The 26,468-nt window shown below is 72.0% G+C and carries 25 protein-coding genes and 1 pseudogene; 15 read left to right on the top strand and 11 right to left on the bottom strand.

Annotated elements, in window-relative coordinates:
- Nucleotides 1–89 precede the first annotated feature (89 nt).
- The 3 genes from ACQPZ4_RS39595 (at nt 90) to der (ending at nt 2,752) form a co-directional block, all read left to right on the top strand.
- A complete protein-coding gene (locus ACQPZ4_RS39595) occupies nt 90–629 on the top strand; it encodes a MarR family winged helix-turn-helix transcriptional regulator (protein WP_433047993.1) in 540 nt (179 codons plus the stop codon).
- Between the two features lie 72 nt (nt 630–701).
- Nucleotides 702–1,373: a (d)CMP kinase gene (gene cmk / locus ACQPZ4_RS39590; protein ID WP_433047990.1), complete on the top strand. Its 672-nt coding sequence runs from the start codon at nt 702–704 to the stop codon at nt 1,371–1,373.
- A gap of 38 nt (nt 1,374–1,411) precedes the next feature.
- A complete protein-coding gene (gene der / locus ACQPZ4_RS39585) occupies nt 1,412–2,752 on the top strand; it encodes a ribosome biogenesis GTPase Der (protein ID WP_433066838.1) in 1,341 nt (446 codons plus the stop codon).
- On the opposite strand, the gene ACQPZ4_RS39580 is transcribed toward der, so the two are convergent.
- Nucleotides 2,718–3,023 (bottom strand): hypothetical protein, encoded by a 306-nt coding sequence (locus ACQPZ4_RS39580; protein ID WP_433047987.1) that lies wholly within the window; start codon nt 3,021–3,023, stop codon nt 2,718–2,720. The two genes, der and ACQPZ4_RS39580, sit on opposite strands and share 35 nt — an antisense overlap.
- 125 nt (nt 3,024–3,148) lie before the next feature.
- Here ACQPZ4_RS39580 and ACQPZ4_RS39575 point away from each other — a divergent pair, with 125 nt between their 5' ends.
- From ACQPZ4_RS39575 to ACQPZ4_RS39565, 3 genes are all read left to right on the top strand, one after another.
- The gene (locus tag ACQPZ4_RS39575) at nt 3,149–4,060 is read left to right on the top strand and encodes an ATP-grasp domain-containing protein (protein ID WP_433047984.1); all 912 of its coding nucleotides are present in this window, start codon (nt 3,149–3,151) and stop codon (nt 4,058–4,060) included.
- A gap of 748 nt (nt 4,061–4,808) precedes the next feature.
- Nucleotides 4,809–5,267, top strand: coding sequence for a chromosome partitioning protein (locus ACQPZ4_RS39570; protein ID WP_433047981.1), 459 nt, complete (start codon nt 4,809–4,811; stop codon nt 5,265–5,267).
- Nucleotides 5,268–5,353: 86 nt separating this feature from the next.
- Nucleotides 5,354–9,259 (top strand): UvrB/UvrC motif-containing protein, encoded by a 3,906-nt coding sequence (locus ACQPZ4_RS39565; RefSeq protein ID WP_433047978.1) that lies wholly within the window; start codon nt 5,354–5,356, stop codon nt 9,257–9,259.
- On the opposite strand, the gene ACQPZ4_RS39560 is transcribed toward ACQPZ4_RS39565, so the two are convergent.
- The 7 genes from ACQPZ4_RS39560 to ACQPZ4_RS39530 form a co-directional block, all read right to left on the bottom strand.
- Entirely contained in the window at nt 9,256–10,641 is a 1,386-nt protein-coding gene (locus ACQPZ4_RS39560; RefSeq protein ID WP_433047972.1) for a ferredoxin reductase family protein, read from the bottom strand. The genes ACQPZ4_RS39565 and ACQPZ4_RS39560 overlap by 4 nt on opposite strands.
- A complete protein-coding gene (locus ACQPZ4_RS39555; RefSeq protein WP_433066835.1) occupies nt 10,638–11,294 on the bottom strand; it encodes a RibD family protein in 657 nt (218 codons plus the stop codon). The genes ACQPZ4_RS39560 and ACQPZ4_RS39555 overlap by 4 nt, the downstream gene beginning before the upstream one ends.
- Before the next feature lie 79 nt (nt 11,295–11,373).
- A complete protein-coding gene (locus tag ACQPZ4_RS39550) occupies nt 11,374–12,006 on the bottom strand; it encodes a GTP cyclohydrolase II (protein WP_433047969.1) in 633 nt (210 codons plus the stop codon).
- A gap of 19 nt (nt 12,007–12,025) precedes the next feature.
- Nucleotides 12,026–12,961 (bottom strand): lysylphosphatidylglycerol synthase transmembrane domain-containing protein, encoded by a 936-nt coding sequence (locus ACQPZ4_RS39545; RefSeq protein ID WP_433047966.1) that lies wholly within the window; start codon nt 12,959–12,961, stop codon nt 12,026–12,028.
- Nucleotides 12,962–13,016: 55 nt separating this feature from the next.
- Entirely contained in the window at nt 13,017–14,030 is a 1,014-nt protein-coding gene (locus ACQPZ4_RS39540; protein ID WP_433047963.1) for a glycosyltransferase family 4 protein, read from the bottom strand.
- Nucleotides 14,031–14,088: 58 nt separating this feature from the next.
- Nucleotides 14,089–14,487: a 6-pyruvoyl trahydropterin synthase family protein gene (locus ACQPZ4_RS39535; protein WP_433047960.1), complete on the bottom strand. Its 399-nt coding sequence runs from the start codon at nt 14,485–14,487 to the stop codon at nt 14,089–14,091.
- Between the two features lie 123 nt (nt 14,488–14,610).
- Nucleotides 14,611–15,579, bottom strand: coding sequence for a dehydrogenase (locus ACQPZ4_RS39530; RefSeq protein WP_433047957.1), 969 nt, complete (start codon nt 15,577–15,579; stop codon nt 14,611–14,613).
- 107 nt (nt 15,580–15,686) lie between these two features.
- Here ACQPZ4_RS39530 and ACQPZ4_RS39525 point away from each other — a divergent pair, with 107 nt between their 5' ends.
- The 3 genes from ACQPZ4_RS39525 to ACQPZ4_RS39515 are packed head-to-tail and all read left to right on the top strand — an operon-like array spanning nt 15,687 to nt 19,363.
- Nucleotides 15,687–16,397 (top strand): CDP-alcohol phosphatidyltransferase family protein, encoded by a 711-nt coding sequence (locus tag ACQPZ4_RS39525; protein WP_433047954.1) that lies wholly within the window; start codon nt 15,687–15,689, stop codon nt 16,395–16,397.
- Nucleotides 16,397–18,061: a sulfatase-like hydrolase/transferase gene (locus tag ACQPZ4_RS39520; RefSeq protein WP_433047951.1), complete on the top strand. Its 1,665-nt coding sequence runs from the start codon at nt 16,397–16,399 to the stop codon at nt 18,059–18,061. The genes ACQPZ4_RS39525 and ACQPZ4_RS39520 overlap by 1 nt, the downstream gene beginning before the upstream one ends.
- A gap of 48 nt (nt 18,062–18,109) precedes the next feature.
- Entirely contained in the window at nt 18,110–19,363 is a 1,254-nt protein-coding gene (locus ACQPZ4_RS39515; RefSeq protein WP_433047948.1) for a glycoside hydrolase family 3 N-terminal domain-containing protein, read from the top strand.
- Here ACQPZ4_RS39515 and ACQPZ4_RS39510 read toward each other — a convergent pair.
- Nucleotides 19,360–19,686, bottom strand: coding sequence for a class I SAM-dependent methyltransferase (locus ACQPZ4_RS39510; RefSeq protein ID WP_433047945.1), 327 nt, complete (start codon nt 19,684–19,686; stop codon nt 19,360–19,362). The genes ACQPZ4_RS39515 and ACQPZ4_RS39510 overlap by 4 nt on opposite strands.
- A gap of 1,025 nt (nt 19,687–20,711) precedes the next feature.
- Between ACQPZ4_RS39510 and ACQPZ4_RS39505 the strand changes: the two are divergent.
- The 5 genes and pseudogenes from ACQPZ4_RS39505 to ACQPZ4_RS39485 form a co-directional block, all read left to right on the top strand.
- Nucleotides 20,712–20,948 (top strand): annotated as a pseudogene (locus ACQPZ4_RS39505) (hypothetical protein); the annotation flags it as partial.
- 44 nt (nt 20,949–20,992) lie between these two features.
- Nucleotides 20,993–22,816 carry a molecular chaperone DnaK gene (dnaK, locus tag ACQPZ4_RS39500; RefSeq protein ID WP_433047942.1) on the top strand — a complete coding sequence of 608 codons (1,824 nt, stop codon included), beginning with the start codon at nt 20,993–20,995 and terminating at the stop codon, nt 22,814–22,816.
- Nucleotides 22,816–23,280 carry a nucleotide exchange factor GrpE gene (locus ACQPZ4_RS39495; RefSeq protein ID WP_433047940.1) on the top strand — a complete coding sequence of 155 codons (465 nt, stop codon included), beginning with the start codon at nt 22,816–22,818 and terminating at the stop codon, nt 23,278–23,280. Before dnaK ends, ACQPZ4_RS39495 begins: the two co-directional genes overlap by 1 nt.
- A complete protein-coding gene (locus tag ACQPZ4_RS39490) occupies nt 23,270–24,097 on the top strand; it encodes a DnaJ C-terminal domain-containing protein (RefSeq protein WP_433047938.1) in 828 nt (275 codons plus the stop codon). Before ACQPZ4_RS39495 ends, ACQPZ4_RS39490 begins: the two co-directional genes overlap by 11 nt.
- Nucleotides 24,094–24,387, top strand: a complete 294-nt coding sequence (locus ACQPZ4_RS39485; RefSeq protein ID WP_433047937.1) for a chaperone modulator CbpM — start codon at nt 24,094–24,096, stop codon at nt 24,385–24,387. Before ACQPZ4_RS39490 ends, ACQPZ4_RS39485 begins: the two co-directional genes overlap by 4 nt.
- On the opposite strand, the gene ACQPZ4_RS39480 is transcribed toward ACQPZ4_RS39485, so the two are convergent.
- Complete coding sequence (locus tag ACQPZ4_RS39480) at nt 24,384–24,767, bottom strand: YccF domain-containing protein (protein ID WP_433047935.1); 384 nt, start codon at nt 24,765–24,767, stop codon at nt 24,384–24,386. The two genes, ACQPZ4_RS39485 and ACQPZ4_RS39480, sit on opposite strands and share 4 nt — an antisense overlap.
- Nucleotides 24,768–24,815: 48 nt before the next feature.
- On the bottom strand, nt 24,816–25,529 hold the full coding sequence (locus ACQPZ4_RS39475; protein ID WP_433047933.1) for a lysostaphin resistance A-like protein: 714 nt from the start codon (nt 25,527–25,529) through the stop codon (nt 24,816–24,818).
- Nucleotides 25,530–25,553: 24 nt separating this feature from the next.
- Here ACQPZ4_RS39475 and ACQPZ4_RS39470 point away from each other — a divergent pair, with 24 nt between their 5' ends.
- Nucleotides 25,554–26,378, top strand: a complete 825-nt coding sequence (locus tag ACQPZ4_RS39470; protein ID WP_433047930.1) for an FtsK/SpoIIIE domain-containing protein — start codon at nt 25,554–25,556, stop codon at nt 26,376–26,378.
- Nucleotides 26,379–26,468: the final 90 nt, after the last annotated feature.

The following is a 26,468-nucleotide window of genomic DNA, read 5'->3' as shown; positions in this document are numbered from 1 at the left end:
GTTGGTTCCTCACGCTTAGGGTGACGTGTCACCGACGACAGTAGCCGACAACAACGGTGACGTGTCACCTATGCCCGTAGACTTTCGGTGTGACGAACCCGGAGCCGCCCTGGCTGGACGAGCGCGAGCAGCGGGCCTGGCGCGCTTATCTCGCGCTCAACGCCGAGGTGCAGCGCCGGGCTGCCCGTCAGCTGCTGCGTGAGACCGGGCTCACGATGGCCGAGTACGCCGTGCTCGTCAGCCTGTCCGAGGCGCCGGGTGGCCGGTTGCGCGTGTTCCAGCTGCGCGTCGCGGCCGACTGGGAGAAGACCCGCCTGACGCACCAGATCACCCGCATGACGGCCCGCGGCCTGGTGGCCCGCGAGCCCTGCGCGGACGACCCGCGCGGCGCGTTCGTGGTGCTGACCGACGCCGGCTGGGAGGCGGTCACCACGGCGGCGCCCCGGCACGTTGCGCACGTACGCCACTGGTTCTTCGACGCGCTCAGCCCCGCGCAGGTCGACGCCCTGCTGGACATCGCCGACTCGGTGCTGGCCAGGTTGCCGGAGGCCGACGAAACTATGGGCCCAGATGTGGGACCGGACATTTCGGATTTGTCGGACCCGTGCGGTGGCCCGTCTCGTTGCTGACTCCCGTGGGTGGTCGTCATCGGCGGGTCAAGTACTGTTTTGAAGGGCTTCATCGAGTCAGAGGAGACGGGCGTGCACGACGAGGGCCGGCAACTGGTGATTGCCGTCGACGGGCCGTCCGGCTCCGGCAAGTCCACCATCTCCCGCCGGGTCGCCCAGGCGATGAACGCGCGCTACCTGGACACCGGGGCGATGTACCGCGCCGTGACCTACGCGGTGCTGCGCGACAACGTCGACCTGGCCGACGCCGACAAGATCGCCGCGGTCGCCGAGGACGTGGAGCTGGCGATCACCACCGACCCCGCCGCGCCGCACATCAGCGTGGACGGCGTCGGGGTCGACCGTGAGATCCGCGGGCCCGAGGTCACCCGGGCGGTGTCGGCTGTTTCGGCAGTCCCGGCCGTGCGCGCGCTCCTGGTCGCCCGCCAGCGCGAGATCATCGCCGCGGCCGAGCGGATCGTGGTCGAAGGACGTGACATCGGTACCGTCGTGGCGCCCGCCGCCGACCTGAAGGTCTACCTGACCGCGGACGCCGAGGAGCGGGCCCGCCGCCGCAGCAGCGAGAACGCCAGCGACCGCGCCGCGACCGCCGCCGACCTCGCCCGCCGCGACCGCCTCGACTCGACCCGCGCGGCCGACCCGCTGCGCCAGGCCGACGACGCCGTGGTCCTGGACACCACCGCGCTCGGCATCGACGAGGTGGTCGAGCGGCTGCGACGCATGCTCGACAAGGTGACGGCGTGAACCAACCGCCCGCGGACGTCGACCGCGACGCCCCCGGCATCGGGTCGGGCGAGTCGGACGTCGATCTGAGCCTGCCCATCGTGGCCGTCGTCGGGCGGCCCAACGTCGGCAAGTCCACCCTGGTCAACCGCATCCTCGGGCGCCGCCAGGCGGTCGTGGAGGACGTCGCCGGGGTGACCCGCGACCGGGTCGCCTACGACGCCGAGTGGACCGGCCGGAACTTCACCGTCGTGGACACCGGCGGCTGGCTGCCCGACGCCCGCGAGCGCGCCAAGGCCATCGCCACCCAGGCCGAGATCGCCGCCCAGACCGCCGACGTCGTGCTGTTCGTGGTCGACGCGACCATCCCGCCGACCGCCGACGACGAGGCCGCCGTCCGCATGCTGCGGCGCAGCGCCAGCAAGGTCATCCTGGTCGCCAACAAGGTCGACAACGCCCGCATCGAGGGCGAGACCTCCAGCCTGTGGGGCCTCGGCCTGGGCGAGCCGTTCCCGGTCTCGGCCCTGCACGGCCGCGGCGCCGGCGACCTGCTCGACAAGATCCTGGAGCACCTCCCCGAGGCCCGCGCGGCCGAGCCCCGCGAGGCCGGCCCGCGCCGCATCGCCCTCGTCGGCCGCCCCAACGTCGGCAAGTCCAGCCTGCTCAACAAGCTGGCCAAGGAGGAGCGCGCGGTCGTCGACTCGGTCGCCGGCACCACGGTCGACCCGGTCGACAGCCTCGTCGAGTTCGGCGGGGAGACGTGGCACCTGGTCGACACCGCAGGCCTGCGCAAGCGCGTCGCGCACGCCTCCGGCACGGAGTACTACGCCTCGCTGCGCACCAACGCCGCCATCGAGGCCGCCGAGGTCGCGATCGTCCTGCTCGACGCGAGCGAGGTCATCTCCGAGCAGGACCAGCGCATCATCACGATGGTGATCGAGTCCGGCCGCGCCCTGGTCATCGCGTTCAACAAGTGGGACCTCGTGGACGAGGACCGCCGGTACCAACTGGGCAAGGAAATCGAACGCGAACTCCGCCGCGTCCCGTGGGCCGTGCGGGTCAACGTGTCGGCGCTCACCGGCCGCGCCGTGGACAAGCTCGCCCCCGCCCTGAACACCGCCCTGGCCAACTGGGAGCGCCGGGTCCCGACCGGCCAGCTCAACCAGTGGCTGACGGCGCTCGTCCAGCAGACCCCGCACCCGGTCCGCGGCGGCCGCGCCCCGCGCGTGCTGTTCGCGACCCAGGCCGGCGTCAGCCCGCCGAAGTTCGTCCTGTTCACGACGGGCGTGCTGGACCCGGGCTACGTCCGCTTCGTGGAGCGCAAGCTGCGCGAGGAGTTCGACTTCACTGGTACGCCGATCCACATCACCGTGAAGCCGCGGAAGAAGAATAAGAAGTAGCGTTCAGCCGATCCGCCAGATCCGTCAGGCGGTCGGCGTGGTGCTCGATCGCCTTGATCATGCGCCGGTCGTCGTCGCCGTCCATGCGGTCCCCGAGGATCTCGGCGTACCCGCGGATCGGAGCCAGTCCGGACCGCAGCACGAACGACAGGTCCTCACTCACGTCGGCGTGACTCTCGGCCGCCTCGGGCCGCACGCGATTGCGCCGGGGGAGCAACGCTTCGGCACCCGCGGCGAGCACCACGAGTACCACGAAAACGGTGAGTCCCAAGGCGCGCTCCCAACGAATGTCCAACCGGTCCGCGCCTGACTTCGGCCCTCGTCCTCGTTTTGTGAGCCCCGGCCACCGACCCGCACCTGGTTGACCCTTCCCGCACCCCATGACACCGTCGCTGCATGCGCGTGGCCCTGGTGACCTCGGCCGGCTTCCCGGAGCCGCTGTGGAAGGACTCCGACTCCCCACTCGTCGCCGCCCGGCTGCAGGCGCTCGGCGCCGAGACCGCCCAGCCCGCGTGGGACGGCCCCGCACACGACTGGACCGCGTACGACGTGCTGGTCCTGCAGTCCCCGTGGAGCATGTGGCCGAAGCTGTCCCAGTTCCAGACCTGGCTGCACGCGCGGGTTCTGGAGGGCGCGCTGGTCCTCAATCCGCCTTCGGTGGTGGAGCTGGGTTCGGACAAGACCTACCTGCTGCGGCTGGCCGCTTTAGGTGTTCCGACGGTGCCGACGTTCTTGAGCTCGGGGGCGCCAGACCTGGACGCGCTGCGTTCGCTCTTTCCACCGCCCGGCTCGCCGCGGCGGACCGTGGTCGCGAAGCCGTTGTCGTCGGGTGGCGCCCTGGGTGCGGTGGAGTTCGGGCTCGACGACCTTTCCGGACTGGCCGCGCATCTGAGCGGCGTCGGGACGGCGCTGGTGCAGCCGTATCAATCCGCCATCGACGTGCATCGGGAGCTGGCGGTGCTGACCCTCGACGGTGCTGTCTCGCACGCGATCACGAAGGCGGCGATTCTGCGGCCCGGCACGTCCGAGCGGCTCTTTCATCCGGATCCGCGGGCGTACGGGCCGCTGTCCGACGAGCAGCGTACGGTCGTCGCGGAGACGTATGCGGCGTTGCTGTCGCTGCTGCCGGCGGACAGCGCGCCGCCGCTGTCGGTGCGGCTGGACTTCATCCTGGACCCGGACGCGCCGCGGGGGATGTCCCTGCTGGAGATCGAGGCGGTCGCGCCGGTGAAGTTCTTCGCGTCCTTCCCCGACGAGTGCGACCGCTACGCCCGCGCCATCCTCGCGCGGGTCGGCATCGCACGATGACCGATCCCCGAACACCTCGGGTGCGACCGGCTCCGGCACGACGCGTTCGACCGGCTCAGGTTCGATCTCGGCGGCCGCGCGTTCCAACGCCAACAGCCGCAACTTCTCAGCATGCCGCTGAGCAAGTCCCCAATCACGGTGCCGCTTGTGCTCCCGACGAAATGCCTCGTTGGTAGGCGAGTAATTCCGACGCCTAGTGGTATCTCGCATGGCGGTCAATTCGGCCCGGCCGAACAATGACATCTGCCCCACACAACAATTGTCCCACCAGGTCCGCATAAACCCCAGACGACTCCATATAAAGCAAATTCCTGAGTTGTACCACCGATCGTCGACCACGACGAACCCGGCAGCCCCCAGCGGTCTGGACGACCTCCCCGCAAGCAGCGTCGAACCGCGCCCACTTAACCCCGTGGGCCGCCGACAGGCGGGCCGAACCATCGGACGAGGGCACTGAGCGGTTGGCCATCGGTCCGGCGCACGCTTTTTCCCACCCGCCCGATGGGCAACCACATATGCGCCCTCGTCCGATGGTCCCCGGCCGCCGGGGCGAGGAGTTCGGAAAGAAGGACAGAAAGCAAGAATGGGTCGCCGCTTGGGTGACCCGCTTGGCGCGTGATCGGAACGCCTCGTCGTTTGGGTCGATCGGCGGTCGGCTGCGCAGCCGATGTCGTGGTGTCGTTCGCCCGTGCAGACTTTCGCTGCTGTCCGTGCTTCGCGCTGCTGTCCATGTCGAAGAGGTGTGGTCGTGGTCATCGAGACTGGCGTCGTGGTCGGGTATCTGGTCGCCTGGGTCGTCGGCAAGGCCAAGCGGGTCGGCCGCGCGGTCGACGCCGACCTCGACACCGCGCTGGACCATGGCCTGGAGCGGCTGCACGAGGCGGTCACCGGCAAGCTGGGCGACGACACCGCGCTGGTCGCGCTGCAGCGGGAGGCCGGCGAGCGGGCCGAGGTCAACGAGCGGACCCGCCGCCGCGTCGAGCTCTCGCTGGAGGAGGCGATCGAGGAGGACGCCGAGTTCGCCGCCCGCCTCACGTCGCTGCTCGACGAGGTGCGGCGGCTGCAGGGTGCGGGCGAGCGGTCGGCCGTGGTCGGTCGCGACGGGGCCGCCATCGCCGGCAACGTCGAGATCCGTGCCGAGACCGGCGGCGTCGCGGCCTGGTCCATCGGCACCGTCGGCCCCCGGCCACCGGTGGACCCTTCGTAGCCGGGGCGGAGACGCGGCGGGCCGCACCCGGCGGCGAGGCAACGTCGTCCAGACCGGACGCGCAAGACCCGCCCAACGTGGCGGGCGTGCAGGTCTCCGCCCACAGCGGCGGCATCGCGGTCGGCTCGATCAACATCATGCACCTCGGGGCCGGACGGGTGGCGATCCGCTCGGCGTACCGCCGGCAGCTCCAGCGCATCGCGCCGCCCCAGCTCGTCGACCGCGACGCCGAGCTCGCCGAGCTGGCCGAGTTCTGCGCGGCCCCGGACGGCGCCGCCTACGTCTGGTGGCGGGCCGGGGCCTGGGCCGGCAAGACGGCGCTGATGTCCACCTTCGCGCTACGCCCTCCGCCGGGCGTCGTCGTCATCGCGTTCTGCATCACCGCCCGGCTGGCCGCGCAGGACGACCGCCGCGCCTTCGCCGACGTGGTGATCGAGCAACTCGTGGCCCTGCTCGACGAGGAGCCGCCTCGCCTGCTCACCGACGCCACCCGCGACGCCCACCTGCTCGACCTGCTCGACCGGGCCGCCCGAACCTGCCGCGACCGCGGACAGCGACTTGTCCTCGTCGTCGACGGCCTGGACGAGGACCGGGGTGTCACCACCGGACCCGCCTCGCACAGCATCGCGGCACTCCTCCCGGCCGAGCCGCCGGCCGGAATGCGCGTGATCGTGGCCGGCCGGCCGGACCCGCCGATCCCGGACGACGTGCCGCCCTGGCACCCGCTGCGCGACCCGGCGATCGTGCGCGCCCTGCCGCCCTCGGACCGCGCCCAGCGCGTCCGGGTGATGGCCCAGCAGGAGCTCCGGCACCTGCTGCACGGAACCCCGGTGCAGGCGGCGCTCGTCGGCCTCCTCGTCGCGGCCGGTGGCGGCCTCAGCGGCAACGACCTGGCGGAGCTCACCGACCGCCCGCTGTGGGAGGTCGAGGAGATCCTCCACGGCCCGGCGGGCCGGACCTTCTCCCGGCGCGGCAGCCGATGGGACCCCGACGGCGGATCGGCGCTCTATCTGCTGGCCCACGAGCAGCTCCAGGTCGCCGCGGGCGAGTACCTGGGCGACCGGTTGCCGGCCTACCGCGAGACCCTGCACGCCTGGGCGCAGCGCACCCGGGAGCGGGGGTGGCCGCCGGGCACCTCGGAGTACCTGCTGAGCGGCTACTTCCGGATGGTCCTCGCCACCGCCGACACGCCCCGCCTGCTCGGCCTCGCCCTGGACGCGGCCCGCCACGACCGCATGCTGGATGTCACCGACGGCGACTCGGCCGCACTGGCGGAGATCGTCGCCGTGCAGCGCCACCTGCTCGGCGACGAGCACCGGGATCTCACGGCGCTGGTCAGGATCGCCCTGCGGGCCCAACAGCTGCAGGACCGCAACTCGACCGTGCCGGACGAACTCCCGGTGCTGTGGGCCCGTCTCGGTAATCACGTGCGCGCCGAGGGGCTGGCCGGGGCCTCGCCGGCGAGTCCCACCAGGGCCGAGATGCTGCGGATCGTCGCCTGCCTCGTGTGCGACGGCAAGCTGGGCTGGGCCGAGAGCCTCATCCCGCGGATCTCGGACCGGCCGCAGCGAACCGTGGCGCTCGCGGTGGTCGCGGTCGGTCATGCCGGGGCGGGCGACCCGGCCCGCGCCGAGGCTCTCCTGCGTTCCGGCGCCGACCGCCTACCGGACCACGACTTCGAGCAGGTCCTCGGCCGGCCTGCGGAAACCGGCGTCCGCGTCCAGATCGAAGCCATGGTCCGGCCGTCGGAGCTCTTCGGCGTCGACGACCGGCTCGTCGAGGTCCGGACGCTGAAGGAATCGGCTATCGACGCACAAGAGTTCGAGCTCGCCGCGAAGCTGCGCGACGAGGAGAAGCGCCTGGTGGACCGGCAGCCGTCCGCAGATCAGCGCTGGGACCGGCTCGCGACGGGCTCGCTCGCCCGGGCCATGGCCTTCGCCGGCGCCCGGATGGCCGCGGCCGGAGCACGGGACGGGGCCGAGGCGCTCATGCGAGACGCGCAGAAGCTCGCCGGGACCATCGCCGGCGGCGCCGATCGCGTCGATGCGCTCGCGGAGACCATCCGTCAATGGCCCGAGCCCGACCGCGCGCGGTGGGTCGCACCGCTCGTGGGCGCCATGCATGCAGCGCGCCAGGCCGAGGACGAGGACGAACAACGCACGGCCCGTGCCCTGGCGGCGGCCGCGCCACTGCTTGATGCCGGCCCCGCGGCCCGGCAGCTGGCCTCGGCCGAGGCGGCGCTGCGCCGGCTCGGCGACACACCCGGTCTGGTGGCCACGGCGCGCGACCTCGCCCGCGCCGGCTTCGTCCATCACGCGCGCGTGCTGCTCGCCGACGAGCAGGTCCGGAACGCGTTCACGGATCCGTTCGCGCTGGCAGTTCACCTGGTCGCGGTGGCTCAGGCCTGGTTCGCGGCCGCCGCGCCGGATCAGGCCGGCGCGGCGCTGTCGGAGGCGGAGCAGTCCGCGCGGGCGGTGGCCGTGCCGTTGCTGTCGGCCTGGGCGCTGGTGGCGGTCGCGAGCACCGTCGCCGACGCCGATCGGGAGCGCTCCGGCGCGCTGCTGACCGAGGCGGAGCATCTGGTCCGGTCGACCGCGGAGTGGAATTGGGCCCCCTACCTGGTCCGCGTCGCCCACGGATGCCTCGACGCCGGTCTGGCGGCGCGGGCCCGAGCGATCGTGGAGGAGTTGGATCTCGCCGCCCGGACCGAGGGCCGCACCCGTCAGCTCGCCGCGCTCGGGCCGATCGCCATCGCGCTGGCCGGAACGGGCGATCTCGAGCGGCCGGCCCGGCTCGCCAAGCTGATCAACTTCCCTGCCCACAGGCTCACCGTCAACGGGTGGCTCGCCATCGCCTACGCCCGGGCCGGCGAGTTGGAGGTTCTGACCGGATACATCGAACGGCTCGGCAAGAACACCGACGGATTGCCGACGATCGCGGCCATCGCGCTGGCGCAGGCGGGCGCGCTCGGCGACGCCGAGACGGTGGCGAGGTCGGTCCCCGACGAATCGCACTCGGTCTACCTCTTCACCCACGGGGATCGTCTCCATTCCAGGAACAGCGTCCTGGCCGAGATCGTCACGGCGGCGGTCGAGCAGGGCCGGTTGGATGTGGCGGGCCGAGTGTTGGCCGCCATCCCGGATGGACTTCACCGCGATGCGGCCACGGCGGATCTCGCCATCGGGTACAGCAACGCCGGCGACCTGGCCACGGCCGACGTGCTGTGGCGGTCCGTGGCTGACCCCGGGCACCGCGGCCGGGCGCAGTACGCGTTCGTCGCCGGCCTCGCCGAGCACCCCGCCGGCCTCGCCGAGGCCGAGCGGGCCGCCCTTTCGATCGACGACGAACTCCACCGGGCCCGCGCTCTCGCCCTCGTCGCCCGGCATCTGGCGCACGCCGGCAACACCGTGCACGCCGTGCGCGTCTTCGCGCGATGCGGCATGCTCGCCGCCGATGGCGACGGCGGGACGAGGCCGCGCATCCTCGCCGCGCTCGCCCAGCGGATCGCTGAGACCGGGGAGATCGAGGACGCCGAACGCGTCGCCGCGGAGATCGACACCCGCACTTCGCAGGCCGTCGAGTGCCTGGCCGAGCTGGCCACGGCGGTGGGGCATTCGGGCCTCGCCAGCAAGATCCTCAACCGGGCCGAGGCCGCCGTTGGCCGGATCGAGGATGTGCCGGACCGCGCGATCGCGGCCGGCGCGGTGGCCGTGGCCCTGGCGCACGCACGGCAGTGGACACGCAGCGACCGGGTGTTCCTCGACGCAATGACCGCCGTGGAGGCCGACCGCAGGAGCGGCCTGCACGAGGACCTCAGCCGGGCGATCGCCCGGCGGCTGGATCAGGCGACGGCCACGTCCGTCGGGCGGCTCGTGGCTCTGGCGCTGACCACCTCGCGGTGGACCGACTACCTCGACGTCGTCGTGCGGATCGCGCCCGAGGCCGTCACGGCCCTCGGAGCCGACCTCGATCGGGCGCTGGAGGAAGGCTAGTCGGCCATCGCGAAGATTTCGGCGTGCTGCTGGGTTTTCGGAACGCCGAGCTTGCGCAGTGAAGCGAGGACCGCGTTCGTCATCGCCGTCGGGCCGCAGACGTAGACGTCGCGCTGCTTGATGTCCGGGACGATCTTCAGCAGGTGCTCCGCGCTCAGCGGCGGTGGGTTCGAGTCGCGGGTGCGGCCGACGACCAGCATGAGTTGTGCGCCCTTCGCGCGGGCCAGGTCGCGGAGTTCGGATTGGAGGGTTGCCTCGGATTCGGAGCGGACGCGGTACAAGAGAATGATCGAACCGGAAAGCTCCTCCAGCAGCGACCGGATCGGCGTGATGCCCACGCCGCCGGCGATGAGCAGGGTGGCCGACTTGGTGCGGTGCTTGCTCGTGAAGGAGCCGTAAGGGCCCTCGACGATCACGCGGGTGCCGACTCGCAGGTTCCGCAAACCCGCGCTGCCCCCGCCCACGGCCTTTGCGGTCAGGCGCAGGGCCTGGCCGTCGGGGGCCTTCGACAGCGACCACGGGTTCGCCTGCCACCACCTCGTCGGGGTGAGGAAGCGCCACAGGAAGAACTGGCCGGCCTCGGCCGGGAGGGTGTGCAGGGCGCGGCCGGTGACGTAGACGGACACCACGTTGTCGGCTTCCGGGACCACGGCCGAGACGCGGAGGTTGTGGCGGAGGTTGCGGTAGATCGGCAGCAGCATCCGGCCGAAGACGAACAGGCCGATGGCGACCGTCCACAGGAGCCACCAGTAGAGCTTGGCCCAGGTGGCCGGCTGGGAGATGGGGTTCTCGATGGTCTGGTGGACGATCGCGAAGGCCACCGTCGCGTACGTCCCGAGGTGGATCAGGTGCCACAGCTCGTACGGCAGGCGGCGGCGCATCGCGCGGGTCGAGAACAGGACGACGAGCAGCAGCACGGTGCCGGAGATGATGCCGGCGAGCGTGCCCAGCGAGCCCAGCCACTTCGACGCCAGGGTGCTGAACGGCCAGTTGTTGATCATCGCGTAGGCCCACGAGGCCAGGGTGGCGTGCACGACGATGGTCCAGGCGAGGCCGATGCCGACCCAGCGGTGCCAGGCGGTCAGCTGGCCCATGCCCAGCCGGCGGTCCAGCCAGGGGACCCGGGCCACCAGCACCAGCTGCAGCGCCAGCAGTACCGCCGCGTGCAGGCCCAGGAAGCGCCCGACCGACAGCATCGTGTTGGGGGCGTCCGACGCCGTCCAGAACAGGACCTCGACGATCGCGGCGTTGACGAGGGCGATCGCCAGCAGCGCGAACGTCGCGCGCTGGGGGCCGTTGCCGCCGCGCGGGCGTCTGTGGCGCTGGACGCGTTCCGAGACGGCGGCCCGCGCGTCCGGGACGTGGAAGGGCGCGTCGATCATGTGGCCTCGAATCGGTCGGAGAGGGCGTAGCGCAGGAGTACCACGTCGTCCATCTGGCGTACATCCACCACCGTGGCACGATGCCCCGGGTGCCAGGGGAAGTCGCCGTCGCCGACGAAGCGCGGGGCGCGGCCGTCGCCCACGAAGAACGGGGCGATCACGAGCTGCAGCTCATCGACGAGGCCGGCGGTGAGGAACATGGTGTGGATCTGACTGCCGCCTTCCACAAGCAGCCGTCGTACTCCCCGAGCCGCGAGATCCGCCAGCGCCAGTCCGAGGTCGACGGGCTCGCCGCCGTCGACGACCTCGGCCCGTTCGCCGATGCGGGCGCGGTGGCGGCGGGCGGTGGTCGTCGCGCAGTACACGATCTTCGCGGTGTCGCCGTCGGTGAAGAAGCGCGAGTCGGGGTCGACGTCGCCGTGGCCGAAGATGGCGACCTTGGCCGGCAGCGGCGGGAGACCGTTCTCGGCCCGCCGCTCGCGCCGCTCGGGGGCGCGCACCATGAGGCGGGGGTTGTCCCGGCGGATCGTGTTGGCCCCGACGAGGATCGCGTCGCAGCCGGCCCGCATGGCGTCGACGCGGTCGAGGTCCTCGCTGTTGGAGAGGACCAGGCGCTCGTCGCTGGCGTCGTCGAGGTACCCGTCCAGGGACATCGCGCAGCTCAGCAGCACGTAGGGCCGGGGGCGGGGAGACTGCACGGCCGCATTGTCCCAAGGGGCGAGCGTGCTTGCCTCACCTCGCGGCGGCACGGCTCGCCTTTGCCGCGAGATAGCCCGCGTTCGCCTTGCTCAGAAATACCCCCGTCGGTACCACGCTGTCGACCGTCACCCCGAGCTTGCCGAGCTGGTCGGCCTTGTCCGGGTTGTTGGTCAGCAGCCGGATGCGGGGGACGCCGAGCGCGTCGAGCATCTGGGCCGCCGCGGAGTAGTCCCGCTCGTCCTCGGCGTGCCCGAGGGCCAGGTTGGCCTCGAAGGTGTCCAGGCCGGTGTCCTGCAGGGCGTAGGCGTCGAGCTTCGAGTACAGGCCGATGCCCCGCCCCTCCTGCCGCAGGTACAAAACAAATCCCCCGGCGTCGGAGATCCGCTCGATCGCCTCGCGCAGCTGCGGCCCGCAGTCGCAGCGTTCACTGCCGAAGATGTCCCCGGTCAGGCACTCGCTGTGCAGGCGGACCAGTGGCGCGGCGCCGTCGCCGGCGCTGCGCCGGGCCGCGTCCGCCCAGTCGCCGAGGCCGAAGGCGACGTGCTCGCGGCCGTCGACCAGGCCGTTGAACGAGAACAGGCGGGCGGTGGTGGAGTACCCGTCGAGGAGCCGCAGCGGCACGGTCACCTGCGTGCGCATCGTTGCCCCGGGCAGTGTTTCGAACATTCCGCTCCTTTGTCTCGGGTCAACCCGCCACGGCGCGGCGGCGGAAGAGCAGGACCGCGACGCCGGGGAGGCTGGACACCAACACCAGTACCCCGTAGACGGTCGCCGTCGCGACCCCTTGTGCGGCGGTCAGGCCGGCGGCGGCGAACGCCCAGGCGGCGACGCCCTCGCGCGGCCCGAACCCGCCGATGTTGGCCGGCACCCCCATGGCGAGCAGGGCCAGCAGCGTCAGCGGCAGGAGCTGGGAGGCCGGCGCGGTCAGGCCGGCGGTCCGCGCGGCGACCAGGAACGTGATCAGGTGACCGGCCACGGCGACGGCGGAGAAGAACACCACCCCGGGCCAGATCCGCCGGGTGAGCAGCACCTCGCGCACGTCGGCGCGCAGCGTGTCCACGGCCCGGCGCCACCACTGCGGCCCGCGCCGGCCGGCGACCAGCGCCAGCACCACCACGACCAGCGCGAACAGGGCGACGGCGGCGGCGACGCGCGGCACGTACGGCCGCACGGGCGAGGGCAGCGCCCAGAGCAGGGCGACGGCGAGGGCGATCTGCACGACCTGGCCGGCGGTGCGCTCCCAGACCACGGCGCGGATGCCGCGGCCCAGGTCGCCGTCGGCCTTGCCGTGCCCGACGGCCCGGTCCACGTCGCCCAGCACGCCGCCGGGCAGGGTGGAGTTGATGAGCACCGCACGGTACAACTCGGCGATCGCGGTGCGCAGGGACAGGCGCATGCCGAGGCCGCGCGCGACCAGCTGCCACCGCCACGCGCAGGCGACGATGGTGGCCGCCCCGACGCCGACCGCGGCCAGGATCGCCCAGGCGTCGATCATGCGCAGGCCGGCCAGGAACGGGCCGCTGCCGACGCGCCAGACCAGCAGCGCGAGCACGGCGATGCCCGCGACGGTGCGCACGAGGCCCCAGTTCACGGCCCGGCGCGGCGCGGCGACGCTCGACATGACGAATCCTTTCCGGACGATCTCTTAAGACATACGCCGCCGAATGCGATCGGGTTCAGTCCGTGATCACCTTCCGGAAAACCGCTTCCACGGTACGGGCGGTGCCGTCCCACCCCGTGAGCATGTCCCGCCGCGCGCGGGCGGCCGTCCGCAGCTCATACCGCAGTTCGGGCTCGTCGAACCATCGCCTCAACGCGTGCGCGAGCGCATCGGGATCGCCCGGCGGCACGAGCGTCCCGGCGTTGCCCACGGCGTCCGGGAGTCCCTTGGCGGTCGTTCCCAGCACCGGTACCCCGCGCGCGAGCGCCTCCGCCGCCACCATCCCGTAGGTCTCGCCCCGCGACGGGTGGACCAGCAGGTCGGCGCCCGCGTAGAGCGCGTCGAGGGCGGGGCCGGTTTTGGGGCCGACAAGGTGGATGCGGCCGCCGAGGCCGAGGGTGTCGATACGCTCGGTGACGGCCTTGACAAACGCCGGATCGCGGTCTTTGGCGCCGGCGCAGGTCATCGTCCAGTCCCGGTCGGCGACCTGGGCGAGGGCCTCGACCAGCACGTCCTGGCCCTTGTGGGGGCCGAGGACGGCGACCGTGAGCAGCGCCCCGGACCCGCCCGAGCCGGGCGCGAGCGGGGCTTGATCGACACCGGGAGTAGCGACGTGGATCCGGTCCGGGGGCAGGGCGTACAACTGGTGCAGACGGCGACCGGTCCAGTCGCTGGTGGCGATGACACTGCGAGCCGCACGCAGTGCCCTCGCCTCCGCCGGCCGGGCCGCCGGGTCGTCGTCGCCGAACGGCATGTGCACGAGCACCACGAGCCGCAGCCGGGCCGCGTGGGTCTCGAGCACGGCCGGCGCGCAGGAGGCGATCAGGCCGTCGATCACCACCGGCGCGCCGTCGGCGACGTCCGCGAGGAGGGCGTCGAGCGCCGCGAGCTCCTCGGCGGCCGGGGTGGGCCACGCCCCGAACGCCGGCCGCTCGTCGGCGTTCAGCCGGGCGCAGACCTCGCGGTCGTACCGGTTGCCGCCGCTCGGCGCGGCCGGATCATCGATGTCATTCGGGAGGACGAAGATCACGGGACAGCGATCAGCGTGAACGCTCGTAGGTTGCTTTCGGCGAGCGCGTGAACGTCGATCACAGCGTGCGCTCGTAGGTTGCCCAGGCCACGTGGGACTCGCGCAGCGTCACCGACAGCCGCTCCAGGCCGGACGCGCCCGGACCGAGGCCGCCGGCGGTGATCCGATCGGCCAGCCGGTCGGCGACCACCGCGGCGAGCATCTCGGTCGAGGTGTTGATCCCGCTGAAGTCGGGCTCGTCGTCGAGGTTGCGGTAGTTGAACGCGGCCAGGACGTCCTTGAGCTCCTGCGATGCCAGGCCGATGTCGACGACCAGGTTGTCGGCGTCGAGGTCGCGGCGGAAGAACGTCACGTCCACCACGTACGTGGCGCCGTGCAGCCGCTGGGCGGGTCCGAAGACCTCGCCGCGGAAGCTGTGGGCGATCATCATGTGGTCACGGACGGTGAGGCTGAACACGCTTCATACTCCTTGCGGTAGGCGAACTGAGGCAGGCGATCAGAGGCAGGCGAACTGAGGCAGGCGAACTGAGGCAGGCGAACTGAGGCAGGCGACCTGAGGCAGGCGATCAGAGGCAGGCGATCAGGCGTAGGTGATCAGGTGGCACAGCGCTGGGAGTGAGCCGTCGGCGAGCCGTGGGAGCACCGCCGGCAGCTGGTCGAACGGGGACTCGCCGGTGATGAGCGCGTCGAAGGCCGGGTCGCGCAGCAGGCGCAGGGCGAGGGCCAGGCGGTCGGCGTAGGTCCGCGACGAGCTGCGGGCCGGCGACACGGTACCGACCTGGCTGCTGCGGATGGTCAGGCGGCCCGAGTGGAACGTGCCGCCGAGCGCGAGGGTGACGGGGCGGTCGCCGTACCAGCTGAGCTCGATCGCCGTGCCCTCGGGCCGGAGCAGCTCGAGCGCGCGCCGCAGCCCGCGCTCGGTCGCGCTGGCGTGGATGACCAGGTCGCGGCCGCCCTCCGCCTCCTGCGGCGCGCGGAACGGGACGCCGAGCGCCTCCGCGACCGCGGCGCGCGCCGGGTCGACGTCGATCAGCTCGACCTCGGCACCTGGGAGCCGGGCCAGCAGGGCGGCCACGCTGCAGCCGACCATGCCCGCGCCGATCACGCTGACCCGGTCGCCGATCAGCGGGGCGGCGTCCCACAGCGCGTTGACCGCGGTCTCCACGGTGCCGGCGAGCACGGCCCGGCGCGGCGGGAGGCCGTCCGGCAGCGGCACCACGGCCGAGCGCGGCACGACGTACTCGGTCTGGTGCGGGTACAGGCAGAACACCGCCCGGCCGCGCAGGTCCTCCGGCCCCTCCTCGACCACGCCGACGTTGAGGTAGCCGTACTTCACCGGGAACGGGAAATCACCCTCCTGGAACGGCGCGCGCATGACGTCGTGCTGGTCGGGCGGCACCTTCCCGGCGAAGACGAGGGTTTCCGTGCCGCGGCTCACAGCGGAGTACAGCGTGCGGACCAGCACCTCGTCGTCACCCGGCGCGGGCACCTCGGCGCGGCGGAGCTCACCTCCGGCGCCGGTGGTCCAGAACGCGTTCGCCGTGCGCATGGGGCCGCTCCTTGAAATGGTGAGGATCGAACCGTGAACGCCGAATGCGCGTATGCACCACTGTCGGGTTCATGGTCAGCTAGCACAGCCTCGTACACGGAGTGACGATGCCGAAGGTTCGAACCGGTCCGGTCACTGGACTGATCTTCCATGTTGCCGTGCTCGCCGTCCTGTCGGGGACGGTCGGGCTGGGTACGGCGGGATGGGCGATCGGTCTGGTCAGCGGCCTCGTCACGTACGTCGCCCTCGAGTACGGGCTGCAGCGCTCCGGCGCCGCGGCGTTCGGGGCGGCCAACTGGGTGACGCAGACCCGGGCCGCGCTGGCCGGCGGGGTCGCGGCGCTCACCGCCGACTCGTTCACCCGGCCGGCGCCGATCGCGGTGCTGTGCGTGCTCGCCGCCGTCGCGCTCGCGCTGGACGCGGTCGACGGCCAGATCGCCCGGCGCACCGGGGGCTGCACGCCGCTCGGGGCGCGGTTCGACATGGAGGCCGACGCCTGGCTCATCCTGGTGCTGAGCGTCTACGTGGCCGAGTCCGTCGGGCCGTGGGTGCTCGCGATCGGGCTCATGCGCTACGTGATCGGCTTCGCCGGGTGGCTGGTGCCCTGGCTGCGAGGTCCGGTGCCGCCACGGTACTGGCGGAAGGTGGTCGCCGCGATGCAGGGCGTGACCCTGGCCGTGGCCGCGACGGGGCTGCTGCCGCTCGCCGTGACCACCGCGCTCGTGGCGATCGCGCTGCTGTTCCTCGTCGAGTCGTTCGGCTCCGAGGTGCTGTGGCGCTGGCGGCGGCAGTCGCTGCGAGTGGCGGTGTCCTCCTGATGGCGGTCCTGTCCCCACCCGCGGAGGCCCCCGCCGCTGTTCCTGCGAAGCCGCGCCGGCACTGGCTGCGCACCGGGTTCGTCTGGCTGGGCACACTGCTCGGCGCCGCCGTGGTGCTGTTCACGCTGGTGACGCCCGATTCGCTCACGCAGTACACCTGGATGGCGTTTCTGCGCATTCCGATCGAGGGGCTCCTGCTGGTCGCGGTGTTCCTGGCCGTGCGGGGCCGCGCCCGGACCGTCGTGCTGAGCGTGGCGGGGGTCGTCCTCGGCCTGCTGCTGATCATCCGGCTGTTCAACCTGGGCTTCTACACCGCGCTGTCCCGCCCGTTCGACCCGGTGCTCGACTGGGTGCTGCTCGACCCGGCGTTCGGGCTGGTCGAGTCCTCGCTGGGCAAGACGGCCGCGGTCGTGCTCACGGTCATCCTCGGGCTGGTCGTGCTGTCGGTGCCGGTGGTCATGACGCTCGCGCTGCGCCGGCTCGCCCGGCTCGCCGTGCGCCACCAGGTCGCCACCACCCGCGGGACCGCCGTGCTGGCCGGGGTGTGGGCCGTGTGCGCGGTGTTCAGCGTGCAGACCGGCGGCCTGCTCGTCGCCTCCGACGGGGCCGTGGCCGCGCTCGGCGACCAGGTCGGGCTGGTCCGGCGGGACATCAACGACGGCGAGAAGTTCGGCCAGCAGGCCCAGATCGACGCGTTCCGCGACGTGCCCGGCTCGCAGCTGCTGACCGCGCTGCGGGGCAAGGACGTGCTGCTCACCTTCGTGGAGAGCTACGGGCGGGACGCGGTGCAGAATCCGCAGTACGCGCCGCAGGTCAGCGCGGTGCTCGACGACGGCACGAAGCGCCTCGCCGCGGCCGGCTTCTCGGCCCGCTCCGCCTTCCTGACCTCCCCGATCACCGGCGGCGGCAGCTGGATGGCGCACGAGACGCTGCTGTCCGGCCTGTGGGTCGACAACAACCAGCGCAGCTCGTCGCTGCTGGCCGGCGACCGGTTCACGCTCAACGCCGCGTTCCGCCGCGGCGGCTGGCACGTCGGCGGGATCATGCCGGCCAACGACCGCGACTGGCCCGAGGGCAAGTTCTTCCAGTACCACGACCTGTACGACTCGCGGAACATGGGCTACAAGGGCCCGAAGTTCAGCTACGTCCCCGTGCCGGACCAGTTCACGCTCGCGGCGTACCAGCGCCTGGAGCGCCAGCCGGGCCACCAGCCGGGCTTCACCGAGATCCCGCTCGTGTCGAGCCACGCGCCGTGGACGCCGATCCCGCAGCTGGTCGACTGGAAAGACATCGGCGACGGTACCGTCTATCAGACCATGAGCACCGAGGGCGACCCGCCGGACTCGGTCATCCGCACGTCGGACAAGATTCGCACGGCGTACCGGAACTCGATCGTCTACTCGCTCAGCTCGCTCATCTCCTACATCGAGACGTACGGCGACGACAATCTCGTGGTCGTCTTCCTCGGCGACCACCAGCCGTCCCCGGTCATCGTCGGCGACACCGCCAGCCACGACGTGCCCATCACGATCGTGGCTCGCGATCCCGCCGTCCTCGCGAAGATCTCCGGGTGGGGCTGGCAGGACGGGCTGCGTCCGGCCGACGGCGCGCCGGTGTGGCGGATGGATCAGTTCCGCGACCGGTTCCTGACCGCGTACCGCTAGACGCCGTATCCTCGGGTCCGGACGGGGCCTTTGGAGGGAGCACAGCGGATGCCGCGAGGATCGCGCCGGAACGCCGAGCCGTGGCGGGTGTGGGCGATCGTCGCGGTGGTCGTCGTGGTGCTCGTCGGGGCCGGGGTCGCGTACGCGGGCTTCTCCGGCTCTTCGGGTTCCTCCGGCTCCTCTGGTTCTACCGGCGACGGCGCGGCGGCTCCCGGTGGTTCGGCACGCCCGACCGCGGGTGCCGCGCCGTCCGCTTCGGTGGGCTGCGCCGAGTCGCTGGTCGCCAAGCTGCCGCTCGAAGCGCAGGCGGCCCAGTTGCTCATGATCGGCACCCCGCTGAGCTCCCCGCTGGGCGCGACGTCGACGCTGGGGAAGTACAAGCTGGGTGGGCTCTTCCTGGCAGGTCGCTCCTCGACCTCGGCGGCAGCGCTGCGGAGCCAGATCGCCCAGTTGCAGGACGCGGCCAAGCAGAACGGCGGCCTGGCCCTGCAGATCGGCATCGACCAGGAGGGCGGCCAGGTCCAGACCCTGAAGGGCGACGACTTCCCCGCCATCCCGACCGCCGTGAACCAGGGCAAACTGGATGCGGCAACGTTGAAGGCCCGCACGGCCGAGTGGGCCGGCCGCCTGAAGAACGTCGGCATCACGATCGACCTGGCCCCGGTCGCGGATGTCGTCCCGGCGGACATCGGCAAGAGCAACCCGCCGATCGGCGGCTTCGAGCGCCAGTACGGCTCGACCCCCGACCCGGTGGCCGAGGACATCACGACGGTGGTGACCGCGATCCAGGGCGCCGGTGTGCAGACCACCCTGAAACACTTCCCGGGCCTGGGCCGGGTCCGCGTGAACACCGACACGTCAACCGGCGCCCAGGACACCGTGATGACCGCCGACGACGCCTACTTGAAGCCCTTCGCAAGCGGCATCAAGGCCGGCTCGACGGCGGTGATGATCTCGTCGGCCACGTACCCGAAGCTCGACTCCCACAACGTGGCCGCCTTCTCCTCCCCGATCATCACCGACCTCCTGCGCGGCAAACTCGGCTTCGACGGCCTGGTCATGTCCGACGACCTGGGCGCCGCGGTCGCGGTCGGCTCGGTCCCGGTAGGCCAGCGCGCCGTGAAGTTCGTCCAGGCCGGCGGGGACATGCCGCTGAGCGTCCGGCTGGCCGACGCCCAGCCGATGACGGACGCCTTGGTCGCAGCGGCGAAGGCGGACCCGAACTTCGCCAAGCGCGTGACCCAGTCGGCGACCCGGGTCGTGCGCAGCAAGGTGAACGCCGGCCTGGCAACCTGCGGCTAGCGCTTGCGGGCCCGCACGGCGAGCCACTCCCGGTTCGCCGACCGCCGCCGCACCCGTCCGGCGGCGAAGCCGGCGTCGGCCAGCATCGCGGTGAGGGAATCGGCGCGATGGTGTGCGAACCAGCGGGGGTTCCCGTCGTACAGCTCCGACTGCCAGCCCTCGCCGTCGCCCTCCGCGACCGTGAGCTGCCACGGCCCGCCGGCCCGGACGACCCGCCCGAACTCGGCGAGGACGGCGGGCACGCCACCGAGCGGCACGTGCAGCAGCGCGGCCTGACACCATACGCCGTCCAGGCTGCCGGCCTGGAAGGGCAGCGCGCGCATGTCGGCTAGCGTGGCGCTGGATCGATCGCCGAGCAGCAGCATCCGCACCCGATGTCCGCCACGAGCGCTCCCGCCGGCAGCGCCGCCCGGAAGGCATCGAGGTCCTCGCCCAGATCAGCGAACGGCGTCCGGGTCCGCCGCGAGGTCTCCGTCATTCAGCTTCCCATTCTTTCCAAAATTCTCCTCCTGGACCACCGAACGTCGACCACGGCGGATCCGACTCCTTCATTTACGGTCTGGACCACCGAACGGTGACCAAAGTCGTCTCCGGGACCACGCTTATACATTCCGGCCGCCGCAGGCGGCCGGGGACCATCGGACGAGGGCACATATGTGGTTGCCCATCGGTCGGGTGGAAAAAAGCGTGCGCCGGACCGATGGGCACCGCAGCAGTGCGCTCGGCCGATGGTTCGGCCCGCCTGTCGGCGGCCCACGGGGTTAAGTGGGCGCGGTTCGACGCTGCTTACGGGGAGGTGGTCCAGACCGTTGGGGACTGCCGGGTTCGTCGTGGTCGACGATCGGTGGTACAACTCAGGAATTTGCTTTATATGGAGTCGTCTGGGGTTTATGCGGGACTGGTGGGACAATTGTTGGGTGGGGCAGATGTCATTGTTTGGTCGGGCGGAATTGGCTTCTATGCGGGATACGACTCGGCGGCGGAATTACTCGCCCACGAACGAGGCATTTCGTCGCGAGCACAAGCGGCATCGGGATTGAGGACTTGCTCGGCGGCATGCTGAGAAGTTGCGGCGGTTGGCATTGGAGCGCGCGGCCGCCGTGGTCGAACCTGAGCCGGTCGCATCCGTGGAGCCAGAGCCCGCCGTGCCGGAGCCCGCCGTGCCGGAACTGGGCGCACCCGTAGCTGTCGAAGTGCTGGAAGGGACGGCGGCTGGGCGGTGCGACCCGGGTGGGGATGCGGCTGCCGTGGGCATTGAGCATGACGCGGCCGAGAAGCGGGTCGCCGAGCTGCACGTGAAGTCGGCCGAGCAGCTCGTTTCCGGGACTGCCACTTCGCGGGCGATGCGTGGTTCGTGGACGCGCGCTTCGACGCGGCGCACTTCGAAGGGGCCACGTTCTGGGGGAAGTCCGGGTTCGCGCAGGTGGGCTTCGCGGGGGACGTGGTGTTCGACGGGGCCGCCTTGCCGGATGGGCTTCATCTGGCCGGCGTGATTGCCCGAGTGGGGCCGGGCGGGGACGTCGGCAAAACGCTGGGTCGGGTCAGTCATCCGGTGGGCAGGACGCTCATGCCCTGCATCCGCTGAAGGCTGGATCCGGCAGGACGTCACCCGCGTCGGAAGGATCGGCCATGGCCAGGGCAGTTGGTATTGACCTCGGCACGACCAACTCGGTGATCGCCGCGTTCGAGGGTGGTTCGCCGACGGTGATTCCCAACGCTGAGGGGAGTCGGACCACCCCGTCCGTTGTGGCGTATACGGCTGGTGGGGAGCGGCTTGTCGGGCATCTCGCGCGGCGGCAGGCGGCGCTCAATCCTGAGGGGACCATTACGTCCGCCAAGCGGTTCATCGGGCGGCGGTTCGATGAGATTGCCGAAGAAGCGGCCACCGTCACCTACGCGGTGGCGCCCGGGCCGGAGGGGGCCGTTCGGTTCGATGTGCGCGGGCGGCAGATTTCGCCCGAGGAGGTTTCCGCGCAGGTACTGCGCAAGCTCGCCGACGACGCCGCGAAGTACCTTGGCGAGAAGGTGACCGAGGCGGTCATCACGGTGCCCGCGTACTTCAACGATGCGCAGCGGCAGGCCACCAAGGACGCCGGGCGGATTGCCGGGCTCGAGGTCCTTCGTATCATCAACGAGCCTACGGCCGCGGCGCTGGCGTATGGGTTGGACAAGCAGGGGCACGAGACGGTGCTCGTGTTCGACCTCGGGGGCGGGACCTTCGACGTCAGCATTCTCGACGTCGGGGACGGGGTCGTCGAGGTGCGGGCCACGGCGGGCGATACGCATCTGGGCGGCGACAACTTCGACCATCGGCTGGTCGACCATCTCGCCGAGGAGTTCAAGCGGGACGAGGGGATCGACCTGCGCAAGGATCCGCAGGCGCTGCAGCGGCTGATCGAGGCGGCCGAGCGGGCGAAGATCGAGCTGTCGACGGTACCGCAGACGACTGTGAATCTGCCCTTCATCACGGCGGACGCGAACGGGCCGAAGCATTTGACCAGCACCGTGACGCGGGCCGTGTTCGAGGATCTCACGCACGACCTGCTCGAGCGGACGCTGGCGCCGGTGCGGCAGGCGATGAGCGATGCCAAGGTCGGGGAGGGCGACCTCGACGAGGTGATTCTCGTCGGCGGGGCGACGCGCATGCCCGCGGTGCAGGCGCTGGTGCGGCGGCTCACCGGCGGCAAGGACCCCAACATGAGCGTCAACCCGGACGAGGTGGTCGCGCTCGGAGCGGCGATCCAGGCCGGGGTTTTGAAGGGCGATGTGCGCGATGTCGTACTCCTCGATGTCACGCCCCTCTCGCTCGGCGTCGAGACGCTGGGCGGGCTGATGACGCGGGTCATCGAGCGGAACACGACGATCCCGACACGGCGCACCGAGACGTTCACGACGGCCGAGGACAACCAGCCGGCCGTGGAGGTCGTGGTGCTGCAGGGCGAGCGCGAGCGGGCGGCGGACAACCGGGTGCTGGGCCGGCTGCGGCTGGAGCACATCCGGCCGGCGCCGCGGGGCGGGCCGCAGATCGAGGTCACCTACGACATCGACGCCAACGGCATCCTCAACGTGTCCGCGCGGGACCGGGACACCGGCGGGGAGCAGCAGATCACCATCACCGAGAGCGGCACGCTGGACAAGGCCGACGTCGAGCGGATGGTGCAGGAGGCGGAGCGGTACCGCAACGAGGACGAGGCCACCCGCCGCTCGGTCGAGGCGCGCAACGAGCTCGACGGCGCGGCGTACCAGGTGCGGCGGTTGCTGGAAGAGCGCGGGAGCCAGATTCCGGAGCATGAGCGCGGCCGCGCGGAGATGCTGCTGGAGCAGGCCAAGTCGGCGCGGGACGACCAGGTCCGGCCGCTGACCGAGGACCTGCGGCAGCTGGCGTACGCGCTGACCGGGGCCGCCGCGTCGACGCCCGCCGACGAGGACGTTGTCGACGCCGAGTTCTCGTGATGGAGGACGGCTCGATGGAGGGCACGGACTGGGAGGAGCGGTGGCGGCGGGCCGAGGCCGACGCCGACAACGCGCGGAAGCGGTGCGAGCGGCTGGTCGCCGAGCGCACCGCGGCCGAGCGGTCGCGGTGCACGGCCGCCTGGCTGCCGCTGCTCGACCACCTCGACCTGGCCCTCGCGCACGCCGCCGCCGACCCCGCCGCGATCGTGCAGGGCGTCGAGCACGTGCGCGCGGAGGCGCTGGCGATCCTGGGCCGGCTCGGCTTCGCGCCGGTGGGGGAGCCGGGCGAGGCGTTCGACCCGGCGCGGCACGAGGCGGTCACCTCGGTCGCCGCGGGCGAGGGCGGGCCGGGCACCGTCGCGCAGGTGATCCGGCCCGGCTACGAGGGCCCCGACGGGCTGCTGCGCCCGGCCGCGGTCGCCGTGGCGGTCGGACCGGACGAGCGGACCGCCGATGGCGCGTGACTACTACGAGGTGCTCGGGGTGGCGAAGGGCGCGACGGGCGAGGAGATCCAGCGGGCGTACCGCACCCTCGCCCGGCGCAGCCACCCCGACGTCAACAAGGAGCCGGGCGCGGAGGACCGCTTCAAGGAGATCACCGAGGCGTACCACGTGCTGTCCGACCCCGCGCGCCGCCGGGAGTACGACGCCCGCGCGACGGTGCCCCCCAGCGGCGGTTTCCAAGGCTTCCAGGGCGGGCCGGGCGGGTTCGCGGACCTGGGGGATCTGGGGGACCTGTTCGGGTTCGGGCCGGTGCGCGGGGCCGACAGCGAGGCGGTCATCACGATCCCGCTGGAGGACGCGTACCGCGGCGGCCACCGCACCGTCACGCTCTCCGACGGCACCCGGCTCGGCGTGACCATCCCGCGCGGCGTCACCGAGGGGCAGCGGCTGCGGCTGGCCGGCCAGGGCTCCGGCGGCCTCGGCGGCGGCCCGCGCGGCGACCTGCAGCTGGTGGTGAAGTTCGCGGCCGACCCGCGGTACACCGTGGACGGCCGGGACGTGACCGTCCGGCTGCCGGTCACGCCGTGGGAGGCGACGCTCGGGGCGAAGGTCCCGCTGCGCACGCCGGGCGGCGAGACCCGCCGCGTGGACATCCCGGCCGGCTCCCCGTCCGGCCGCCGGCTGCGGCTGCGCGGTCAGGGCCTGCCGGGGCAGCCGCCGGGCGACCTCTTCGCCGAGGTCCGGGTCATGGTCCCGCCACACCCGACGGCCGACGAACGGCGGCTGTTCGAGGAACTGGCCCGTACATCGAGCTACAACCCCCGGAGCGCGGTATGACCCTGGCCCTCGTCCACCGCCATGTCCTGACCCTGGACGCCTTCGCGGCCGCGGGTGGCGTGCACCCCGTGCTGGTCACGCGGTTCGTGGCGCTGGGCCTGCTCGACCCGGTCGCGGGGGCCGGGGGCGAGCCCGAGTTCCCGGCGGCGCAGCTCGCGCGGCTGGCCCGGGTGCAGCGGCTGCACGCCGAGCTGCCGCTGAACTACGCCGCCCTCGGGGTGGTGCTGGACCTGCTGGCCCGCGTCGAGGAGCTCGAGACGGAGGTGCGCCAGTTGCAAGGGCACCGCTAGTCGATGTCGACGACCTCGCGGCCGAGCGGCCAGAAGGCGACCGGCACGAGCTTGAAGTGGGCGATGCCGAACGGGATGCCGATGATGCTCACGCACAGAGTGATGCCGGCCGTGATGTGGGTCAGGGCCAGCCACCAGCCGGCGAGCACGACCCACAGGATGTTCGCGAGGCCGGTGACCACGCCCGCGCCGCCGCGCTTGGCCTGGACGGTGCGGCCGAAGGGCCACAGCGAGTACACCGCCAGCCGCCACGACGCGATCGCGAACGGGATCGTGACGACGAGGACGAGACAGATCAGGGCGGCGAGGGCGTATCCGAGGAACAGGATGAACCCGCCACCGAAGATGACCCACAGGACGTTCAGGACGAAGCGAATCACATACCGATCATCCAGTACCGGCGCAATCGGCGGATCCGGGTAACCCCCTTAAGCACCCACGACGTTGCGCAGGGAGTCGAGGATGGCGTGGGCGGAGGCGGGGGCGGCGAGGTTGCCGCTGCGCCGCCACAGCCAGGTCAGGCCCAGGCCGAGGACCAGCTGGGCGCCGAGCACCCAGGCCACGGTGAGCGGGGTGACGGCGTCGAGGATCGGCAGGTGCCAGAGGCCCCAGAGCAGCGAGACCCAGGCGGCGCCGGGCCAGCTGCCCAGGTCCAGCGCGCCGCGGAACAGCACCTCCTCGACCAGGAAGCCGGCCGGGAGGTAGAACAGCAGCCAGTGCACGGCCCCGGGGACGTCGCCGCGGATCACCGCGACGACGGCCAGGATCGCCAGCATCCAGGCGAGCTCGCGCCACCAGCGGCGCTCCATCACCCGCAGGGCACAGGCGGCGCCGGCGGCGGTGCCCAGGGTCAGCACCGAGTAGACGACGACGGGCGCGGACTCGGCCTCGGCAAGCGTCCACAGTGGACCGACGATCAGCACCGCGAAGATGGGCAGAACCCAGCGATCGACGCGGAACGAGCCGTCGGGCAGCCAGAGGGCGCGCAGCGGGCGGCGGGCCACGGCCAGCTGGTAGACGAGCGTGATGGGGATGCCGAGCAGCAGGTACGTGTTGGCGTCGGGACGCAGCCAGAAGCCCAGGCCGATGTAGACGCCGACGGTCGCGGTCACGGCGAGGTAGCGCGCCCAGGCCTTGTCCATCGTCACCACGGTACCGTCCACAAGGTGCTGGAGCAGGTGTGGGGAATCGAGGACCTGGCGGCGTTCGACCCGGCCGCGCGGTGGGCCCAGGGCTCGCCGGGGCCGGTGGTGCCGATCGGCCTCGCGGAGGACGGCCGGCCCGTCACGCTCGATCTGCGCGCGGAGGCCGAGGGCGGGGCCGGGCCGCACGCGCTGGTGGTCGGGGCGACCGGGACCGGCAAGTCCGAGCTGCTGCGCACCGTCGTGCTCGGGCTCGCCGTGCACAACTCGCCGGACGAGGTCGCGGTGCTGCTCGTCGATCACCTCGCGATGGCGGCGTTCCCGGGGTTCGAGCGGCTGCCGCACTCGGCCGGGGTGGCGGGCAACCTGTTGGGCAGGGACGCCCTGGGGCGGCTGGACGCGGCGGTGCAGGACGAGTTGCTGCGCCGAAACGAGCTGCTGCGGGCGGCGGGGGTCGCGGGCATCGGGGAGTACCGCGCGGCCGGGCATGTGCTGCCGCGGCTGGTCGCGGTCGTCGAGGACGTCGTCGCGCTCCTCGCCGCGCGGCCGGACTTCGCGGAGACGTTCACGACCGTGGCACGGATCGGGCGGTCGCTGGGCGTGCACCTGGTGCTGGCCACGCCGCGGCTCCACCCGGGACTGATGCGGGGGCTGGACGCGCGGATCGGGTGCCGGGTGGAGCTGCCCGGGAAGCCGGGGCTCGGCCTGCTGCGGGAGGGCGCGGCGGCGCCGGTGCGCTTCCGGGTGGGCCGGGCGGACCACGGGGCCCTGCTCGGCCGGCTCGCGGATGATCACCTCTTACCACCACGAGCCGGGCGCGTAACAGTTTTTTCCGGGTCAAGTTGCTGACTCGACAAAGGGTCCTTTGTTGCCGAACGACAAGCTCAACGCAAGGTGATCATGAGGCCTCGGAATGTGAAATACCCCGCAGGTCGCAGT

Origin of the sequence: Dactylosporangium sp. CS-033363 (assembly GCF_050942475.1) — a bacterium.
Classification (GTDB): domain Bacteria; phylum Actinomycetota; class Actinomycetes; order Mycobacteriales; family Micromonosporaceae; genus Dactylosporangium.
This window is presented reverse-complemented; position numbering and strand designations above follow the sequence as displayed.